Genomic DNA, 6536 nt, shown 5'->3' with positions numbered 1-6536 from the left:
GAGGCCGCGCGCTGGGCGAACAGAAACCCGAAAATTGGTTCCCCCGCCTCTGCCATGCGATGGTGCGGACGGACCTCCGGCAATGGCAGAGCTAGGCGATTTGCAGGAGGGTGCCGGATCTAGAGCGAATTTGGCACAAGATGGAGGCTACCTCAGATATCGCGGTATGTCACGTTACGGTCACGGAATGGTGTGTTATTGATGACGGAGCCGTGCCGGACTCAGGACGCGACGGAGACGAACACGTGCGAGGCGACCTCCGGGGGCAGCTCGAGCGCACCTTCCACCCCGGGGACGCGGACGGAGACGTACCCGCCCACCGACTCCAGGCTGAGGCGTGCACCCGGCCGCAGGCCGCCCTCGTCGAGCTGGGTCAGGAGTTCCGGGTCGACCTGGATCGGCTCGGCCAGGCGCACCAGCGTGACCGGCTTCTCGGGCGAGTAGGTGCCCATGGCGGAGAGCAGCGTGACCACGCCGTCGGTGAAGAGTTCGGACTGGACGCCGCCGATGGCCTCGAGGCCGGGGATGGGGTTCCCGTAGGGCGATTCGGAGGGCTTGCCCAGGAGTTCGTAGAGCCTGCGCTCGACGCGTTCGCTCATCACGTGCTCCCAGCGGCAGGCCTCGTCGTGCACGTAGGCCCAGTCGAGCCCGATGACGTCGCTCAGGAGGCGTTCCGCGAGGCGGTGCTTCCTCATGACCCCGGTGGCCCTGTGCCGTCCCAGTTCGGTGAGCTCGAGGTGCCGGTCACCCGAGACGACCACCAGTCCGTCACGCTCCATGCGGCCGATGGTCTGGGAGACCGTGGGTCCCGAGTGGCGCAGCCGTTCGGCGATGCGCGCCCGCAGGGCGACGATGTTCTCTTCCTCGAGTTCAAGGATGGTCCGCAGGTACATCTCGGTGGTGTCGATGAGGTCCGTCATGCGGGTCAGCTCCTTGGTGCGGTGCGGGTGCGCGGCTGGGATGCCTCACGCCGGTGGGGGTCCACGGCCGCCACGACCTGTTCCGCCCCACGCCTCCCAAGGTTAACCCATGGTGCGATTCCCCCGGCAATCGACGGGGACGGCGACGGCGTCCCCGCCGCATCCTCCGCGTGCGGCGTTAACAAATGGAGCGCCACCGGCTCCTCGGGCAGAATGAGGGCGATACCCGCCGCCGAAACAGCTGGAGCACCCATGACCGAACTGCCCCGCATCCCCGAGCACCTCCTGCCGTCGGACGGCCGGTTCGGCGCCGGTCCGTCCAAGGTCCGGAGCGGACAGATCGACGCCCTCGTGTCCGCGGGACGGGTCCTGCTGGGCACGTCGCACCGCCAGGCTCCCGTGCGCGATCTCGTCGGGCGCGTGCGGGACGGCCTGAGCACCTTCTTCGGCGCACCCGAGGGATACGAGGTGGTCCTCGGGGTGGGCGGCTCGACGGCCTTCTGGGATGTCGCCACCTTCGGGCTCGTGGAGCACAGGGCGCAGCACCTCTCCTTCGGCGAGTTCGGCTCCAAATTCGCCTCCGCCACCACCAGGGCGCCGTTCCTCGAGGCATCGGACATCATCACGGCCCCGCCGGGTACGCGCCCCGATCCGGCGGCCGCAGCGGGCGTGGACACCTACGCCTGGCCGCAGAACGAGACGTCGACGGGTGTCGCGGCTCCCGTTCGACGGGTCCAGGGCGCGGACGACGGCGCCCTGGTCCTCGTGGACGCGACCTCCGCGGCCGGCGGCCTCGACGTGGACGTCTCCGAGGCCGACGTGTACTACTTCGCCCCGCAGAAGAACTTCGCCTCCGACGGCGGATTGTGGCTGGGCCTCTTCTCCCCCGCAGCGCTGGAGCGGGCGGCCCGGATCGATGCCGGCGACCGCTGGATCCCCGACTTCCTCAACCTCCGGACGGCGATCGACAACTCGCGCCTGAACCAGACGTACAACACCCCGTCGCTGTCCACCCTGGTCACGCTCGACGCGCAGGTGGAATGGCTCAACGCCCAGGGCGGGCTGCCCTTCGCCGCCGCCCGCACGGCGGACTCAGCGGGACGCCTGTACTCCTGGGCGGAGGCCTCCCCCGTGGCGAGCCCCTACGTGACCCGTCCCGAGGACCGCTCGAACGTCATCGTGACGGTGGACTTCGACGATGCGGTGGATGCCGCGCGGATCGCCGCGATCCTGCGGGCCAACGGGATCGTCGACGTCGAGCCGTACCGCAAGCTCGGGCGCAACCAGCTGCGCGTCGCCACCTTCGTGGCGATCGAGCCCGACGACGTCTCGGCTCTCATCGCCTGCATCGACCACGTGGTCGAGCACCTCCTCTAGCAGGTCAGGTGCTGCCGTCCGCGGCGCCGGCCTCGTGGTCGAGGCGGAGCCGCCGGGGTGCCGAGCGGTCGTACCGCAACCGGACGTCGTGGTACCTCCATGCCCAGAAGATGCCGGCGGCCGCGGCGATGATGCCGGAGGCGGCGGCCACGCCCAGGCTCCACCGCGGACCGAACATGTCGGAGACCCATCCCACCACGGGGGCGCCCAGCGGCGTCCCGCCGAGGAAGATGGCGAAGTAGAGGGCCATGACCCGGCCGCGCATGGCGGGGTCCGTCGTCGTCTGCACGTAGGCGTTGGCGCTGGTCATCAGCGTCAGCGCGAAGAGACCCACCGGCACGAGTGCGAGCCCGAACAGCCAGAGGTTCGGTGCGAGGGCCGCCAGGACGCACGCGATCCCGAAGGCGGCCGACGCGCCGAAGATGAATCGCAGGCGCGGCCGTTCCCTGCGCGCGGACAGGAGCGCGCCCGCGACCGATCCGACCGCCATCACCGAGGACAGCACGCCGAAGACACCGGCATCCTGCCCGAACTCCGTGCGCGCCATCGCGGCGATGAACACGGCGAAGTTCAGCCCGAACGTCCCCACGATGAAGATCGCGAGCATCACCATCATCAGGTCCGGGCGCTGCTGTACGTAGCGGAAGCCCGCCCGGATCCGTCCCTTGCCCGGGGCGGAGCGGGGTTGCCTGTTCAGTTCGGCGCTCCGCATCGCGAGCAGCACGTAGACCATCGCACCGAAGGTCAGGGCGTTGATCAGGAAGACCCAGCCAGGCCCCACACCCGCGGTCAGCAGTCCGGCGACGGCCGGGCCGACCAGCCGGGCGCCGTTGAACGAGGCGCTGTTGAGCGCGACGGCGTTGGGGAGGTAGTCGTCGCGCACGAGTTCGGAGACGAAGGCCTGGCGGGCGGGGGCGTCGAAGGCCGAGACGACCCCGAGTGCCAGCGCGAAGGCGTAGACGTGCCACAGGAGCGCGACGTCGAGGAGGACCATCAGCCCGAGCCCCACGCCGAGGAGCGCCATGGCGATCTGTGTCGTGGCAAGCAGCTTGCGCCGGTCCACGGTGTCGGCGATGAGCCCGGCCCAGGGCGCGATCACGAGCTGCGGTCCGAGCTGGAGGGCCATCACGATGCCCAGCGCGGACGCGTTCTGGGGGGTGAGGATGTCGTAGACCAGCCAGTCCTGGGCGGTCCGCTGCATCCACGTGCCGATGTTGGAGATGAGGGCCCCGATGAACCAGAGCCGGTAGTTGTGGATCCCGAGCGATCGGAAGGTGCTCAGAGCACTCCCCTTCCGTTCCGGCGCCACTGCTGCGTCACTCGGCGTCGGGCTGGTCCACGGCCTCGTCCGACGCATCGGATGCTTCCGCCGGGGCCAGGGGCTCCCGTTCCTGCGTGTCGTCGGAGGGATCCTGCGGGACATCGGGCACCGGCTCGGCGGGCACGTCGCCGGACTGGGCGGCATCGGCTTCGTCCGGCTGCGAGTCCTCGGGACGCACCCGCTCCGACCACGGCAACCACTCGGGCGCCAGCAGCGCGGTCGCGGAGGGCAGCAGACCGACCTCGCACACCGTGACGTCCTTGCTCCGGGCGATGCGGGCGACGCTCGCGTACCACTGCCAGCCGCCGTACCCGGGGACGAACGCCTCGAAGCGATGCGTCACGAGCCGCTCACCCTCGATGGTGGCGGACACGTGGCGACCCACCTGGGCCTCGGGGGCGATCTCGAGCACGCCGCTGCGGGCCCGCTCGACGGCCGCTTCCAGCACGGCATCCGATTTCGGGATCCGGCGCGATGCCCGCGGCTTCCGGGGCACCTCGACCGGCGCGGGGGCATCGTCGGTCGGCGTCCCGCTGCCGGTCAGGGCTGCGCTGTCGGCAGTGTCCAGGTTGGTCGAGGTCATGATCGAAGCCTACGCGTCGAGGTCGTCCGCAACCGCCCTCAGGACGGCCGCGACCTTCGAGGCGTGCGCCTTCTCGGGGTAGCGCCCCTTGCGGAGTCCGTTGGACACCCCGTCGAGCAGCTTGATGAGGTCTTCCGTGATGACCGCCATGTCATCGGCGCTCTTGCGCGTCGCCTTGGCGACGGACGGTGCCTGCTCCAGGATGCGCGCGGAGAGGGCCTGGAGACCGCGACGGCCGTCCGCGACGCCGAACTCGAGCTTGGTGCCCACCTTGACCTCGCTCACGCCGGCGGGAAGCGCCGAGGCGTGCAGGAACACCTCCTTGCCGTCGTCGGTGGACAGGAACCCGAATCCCTTGTCCGCGTCGAACCACTTCACTTTGCCGATGGGCACGTCGTCTACCTCTTCTTAGCTGTACCGGGCGGGGTGCGCCCGGGGTCTGGTCCCGGGTGCGGGAAGCACCGCCTGGTGCCCAGGCGCACTGCCACCGCCGGGGAAGTCTGTGTCTCCTAGGATATAGCTTTTCCCACGGCTTCCCGGCCGTGGTTCTTGTAGTCTGGGACGGCTATGATCCCTGACCAGACCCCGCCGAGCCGCCCTGCCCCCCATCCCCTGCAGGGCCCCGTCCCGGGCGGCGACGCCGGCCGATCGTCCCGCGGACGGTTCGGGGTCCTGGTCCTCGCGGTCGCGTTCGCCGGTATCGGGCTGCTGTCGCTCGCCGCCATCCTCGTCACCGCGCTCCTCCAGGGCACGGTGTGGCCGGGCTTCGTGCTGGCGACGTACTTCTGCCTCCCGATCGCCTTCCTGCTGATGGTCTCGCTCGTCGCGGGGTCGGTCGTCGCACGCCGGCGCTCCTGATCCGCCCGCACGGAGCTCGCCCGCCGACGGCTCCCGCCCGCCCGTCGTCCTCAGGACGAGCGATCCGTGTCGGAGGGGCCGGGTAATCTTGAGGGGATGTCCGCGATCCGAGCACTGGCCGACCAGCTGGCCCTTCGGAGCGATGACGAACTGCGCCGCCTGCTTGCCGTCCGGCCCGACCTCATCCTTCCCCCGGTGCCTGATTTCGCCGCGCTCGCGGCGAGGGCCTCCACCCGCGTGAGCCTGCAGCGCGCCCTGGACAATATCGCGCGCCCCGGGCTCCAGGTCCTCGAGGCGATCGTGGTGCTCAGCGAGGACGACGGCTCCGCGGTTCCACGCGAGCGCCTCGCGGCCGCCTTCGCGGACGGCGCGGCGGACGATCTCGACATCATCATCGCCGATCTCCTCGAGCAGGCCCTCGTCACGGGCTCCCCGGCGGAGGGCTTCCTGCCGGTCGGCGCGCTGGCCGATGCGCTCGGCCCCTACCCCGCCGGCCTCGGCCGCCCCTTCCGCGTCCTCGCCCGATCCATCCCGCGCTACGGACCGGCCCTGGTCCACGCGGTGCAGCTCCTGGACGCCGCGGCGGACACCGGGGCGATGACCTCCGCGGCCGCGGCGCAGGCACTGCAGGAGGTGACGGCGGATCCGGTGCTCTGGCGTCGGGTCCTGGCCGACGCTCCCGACGGTGCCGCCACCCTGCTCGCACGCCTGCGGGACGTCCCGGTCGGCTCGACGGCGACAGGGGGCGACGGCGGTGCCTCGCCGGCGGTGCGCTGGCTGCTCGACCGGTGCCTGCTGGCACCCCTGGACGCCCTCCATGTCGAGCTGCCACGCGGTGTCGGCATGGCCCTCCGCGGTCACGCCGTCTTCCCCTCCCTCGAGCTCGCCCCGCCCACGGGGACCGATCGCAGCACCCGCGCGAGCCTCCGGGACAACGCGGCGTTCGGCGCCGTCGCCGAGACCCTCCGGCTGATCACCGCCCTCCTCTGGTCCGTGGCCTCGACGCCGGTCGCGACCCTTCGCTCGGGCGGGGTGGGCGTGCGGGAGTTGCGGCGCGTCCGGGAGGTGCTGCGCGTCGAGGACCGCGAGGCGGCGTGGCTGCTGGAACTGGCGTCCGCCGTCGGGCTCCTGACCCTCGACCCCGACGACTCGCGCTGGAAGACCTCCCGCCTGGAGGCGTGGGAGGCGCTGGACCGCGACGCCCAGTGGCTCCTCCTCGTCGAGGGATGGCTGGCCGTCGACAGGGCACCGGCCCTGATCGGGTCCAGGCTGCCGGACGGGACATCCGTCAACGCCCTGGCCGCCGAGGCGTCCCGACCGGACGCTCCGATGGTGCGGCAGCGGTTGCTGGCCGTGGCGACGGAGCTGTCCGGCGCCGGTCAGGGCGCGGCTCCGGCAGCGGAGGACGGCAGGCCGGGCGCCGTACCGGTCCTCACCGAGCAGTCCGTCATCGGGCTCGCGACCTGGTACCAGCCGC

The 6536-nt window shown here is 71.3% G+C and carries 6 protein-coding genes and 1 pseudogene; 3 read left to right on the top strand and 4 right to left on the bottom strand.

Annotation, left to right across the window (positions count from 1 at the left end):
* Positions 1–221 precede the first annotated feature (221 nt).
* On the bottom strand, positions 222–920 hold the full coding sequence (locus CVO76_RS02545; protein ID WP_133083166.1) for a metal-dependent transcriptional regulator: 699 nt from the start codon (positions 918–920) through the stop codon (positions 222–224).
* 252 nt (positions 921–1172) lie between these two features.
* On the opposite strand from CVO76_RS02545, the gene serC reads away from it, so the two are divergent.
* On the top strand, positions 1173–2297 hold the full coding sequence (serC, locus tag CVO76_RS02540) for a phosphoserine transaminase (protein WP_208740563.1): 1125 nt from the start codon (positions 1173–1175) through the stop codon (positions 2295–2297).
* Positions 2298–2301: 4 nt separating this feature from the next.
* Here serC and CVO76_RS02535 read toward each other — a convergent pair whose 3' ends face one another.
* The 3 genes from CVO76_RS02535 to CVO76_RS02525 are packed head-to-tail and all read right to left on the bottom strand — an operon-like array spanning position 2302 to position 4594.
* Positions 2302–3579, bottom strand: a complete 1278-nt coding sequence (locus CVO76_RS02535) for an MFS transporter (protein ID WP_244186285.1) — start codon at positions 3577–3579, stop codon at positions 2302–2304.
* 34 nt (positions 3580–3613) lie between these two features.
* Positions 3614–4201 carry a DUF3027 domain-containing protein gene (locus CVO76_RS02530; protein ID WP_208740561.1) on the bottom strand — a complete coding sequence of 196 codons (588 nt, stop codon included), beginning with the start codon at positions 4199–4201 and terminating at the stop codon, positions 3614–3616.
* Positions 4202–4210: 9 nt separating this feature from the next.
* Positions 4211–4594, bottom strand: coding sequence for a cold-shock protein (locus tag CVO76_RS02525; RefSeq protein ID WP_133083163.1), 384 nt, complete (start codon positions 4592–4594; stop codon positions 4211–4213).
* Between the two features lie 174 nt (positions 4595–4768).
* On the opposite strand from CVO76_RS02525, the gene CVO76_RS02520 reads away from it, so the two are divergent.
* Positions 4769–5059 carry a hypothetical protein gene (locus CVO76_RS02520; protein WP_133083162.1) on the top strand — a complete coding sequence of 97 codons (291 nt, stop codon included), beginning with the start codon at positions 4769–4771 and terminating at the stop codon, positions 5057–5059.
* A gap of 96 nt (positions 5060–5155) precedes the next feature.
* Positions 5156–6536, top strand: a pseudogene (locus CVO76_RS02515) (helicase-associated domain-containing protein); the annotation flags it as partial.

The sequence above is a fragment of the Arthrobacter agilis genome (assembly GCF_002953615.1).
Lineage (GTDB): Bacteria > Actinomycetota > Actinomycetes > Actinomycetales > Micrococcaceae > Arthrobacter_D > Arthrobacter_D agilis_B.
The sequence above is the reverse complement of the archived record's forward strand: the minus strand, read 5'-3'. Positions and strand labels throughout refer to the sequence as shown.